The organism is Scytonema sp. PCC 10023 (assembly GCF_963920835.1).
In the GTDB taxonomy this organism is placed as follows: Bacteria; Cyanobacteriota; Cyanobacteriia; order Cyanobacteriales; family Nostocaceae; genus Kalymmatonema.
Map to the genome: position 1 here is coordinate 1 of NZ_CAWUDP010000303.1, position 1324 is coordinate 1324.

3 protein-coding genes are annotated in these 1324 nt (G+C 41.5%); 1 reads left to right on the plus strand and 2 read right to left on the minus strand.

The genetic code is table 11. The features are described from left to right. Together ACM0OZ_RS48855 and ACM0OZ_RS48860 are read right to left on the minus strand one after the other, a co-directional pair. A partial coding sequence (locus tag ACM0OZ_RS48855; RefSeq protein ID WP_414590160.1) for a hypothetical protein occupies positions 1 to 313 on the minus strand: 313 nt, incomplete at its 3' end. After that, on the minus strand, positions 313 to 864 hold the full coding sequence (locus ACM0OZ_RS48860; RefSeq protein ID WP_414590161.1) for a hypothetical protein: 552 nt from the start codon (positions 862 to 864) through the stop codon (positions 313 to 315). The genes ACM0OZ_RS48860 and ACM0OZ_RS48855, both read right to left, overlap by 1 nt. Positions 865 to 1022: 158 nt before the next feature. Here ACM0OZ_RS48860 and ACM0OZ_RS48865 point away from each other — a divergent pair. Beyond that, positions 1023 to 1324, plus strand: a 302-nt coding sequence (locus tag ACM0OZ_RS48865) for a helix-turn-helix domain-containing protein (protein WP_414590162.1), incomplete at its 3' end; no start/stop codon positions are given.

The following is a 1324-nucleotide window of genomic DNA, read 5'->3' on the forward strand; positions in this document are numbered from 1 at the left end:
TGTTAGATTTAGTTGACCTGCAACCGACAAGGTTTTTAACCTGCCACTTGATTATCTTGAAGTCAAACAACCCAAGGTTTTGTAGCCTTGCTTGGGATTGGTTGATAGTTTCACGCCGAACGCCTAACTCTAAGGCAATTTCTGTTTGAGATGGTAATTCTACGAAGCGATCGCCCCAACGTTCCAACTTAAACAAGTACCAAAATAGGCGATGATCAGTTTTTGTTAACTGGTCGCTTGCCAAGATTTCTACAATAGAATCGTCCAACTGAACGAAAGAGTGCTGAGAAAACTTAACCGACTGTTGCAGCATCACTCTATCTCCTCGCCAGTAACGAGAACACCAAACGGTAAGCAGGCAGCTTCTATGTCAGGCAACTTTTTTAGTTCTTCGGCTTCACCAAATAAGTGAATACGCTTTTTGTGACTTGGATAAAGCGCAGAGTAAACCAAAATTTGTCCTAATGCTGATTTCCACTCCCTAACACCTTTTACCTCAATGATTTCTGTATCGGTCAGTATGTCGATTCTTCCTGTTGGTGTTATAACTTCGCTAAGCCCTTCTAGCTGGGAGCGCAGTGTTTCACGAATTCTGCTTTCTGGTTTGTCATAGCTGGCAATTTTAAGCCGCTTGGGTACTAATTCGTACTTGTGAAGCTTGGCGATCGCAGTGTAAAAAGTACTCTTTTTTATTCGCGCTTCTTTTATAATTACAGCAATGTCCGGCAAGTCACTTAAAGGCTCAAGAGATGCAAGGTAAGCCCATAAGCGCCACTCGGCAGCAGTTAATTCTGCCTCAAAAAGCTGATTTACAGTAAAAGATGTGAGCAAACAAGAACGCTGACTTGAAAGCTTTTCTGTCATAATTTGTGTAACTTATCTTTTTGAACGATTTGAAACCCCACTAATTGTTGGGGTTTTTTGCTTTATGATACGATTGTCTCACGCCTTAATACCTCTCGAAGTCCTCTGAGAATATTAAGGAGTGACTCAACATTATCATATTCCTGAAAATTTTAGACATGATGAAACTTAACAAAGCATTGCAAAAGACCATGCAAGACTGTGGCATAACGGGCGTTTATTTATCCGAGAAAACTGACATAAGCACCTCTGGCATCTCAAAATTCTTGCAGGGGCACAGTGAAATGAAGAGCGGGAACATCGAAAAACTTATCGAAGCTTTGCCGCCAGAGGCACAAGTTTACTACTTTAATCTCCTCTGCCCACGCACCAATGATATAAAACTCTTTCTTGATGAGGCTAGCCAAGAGGAAAAGGCTGAGGTGTTGCATATGGTGGCAGAATCCCTTGAAAAACCATT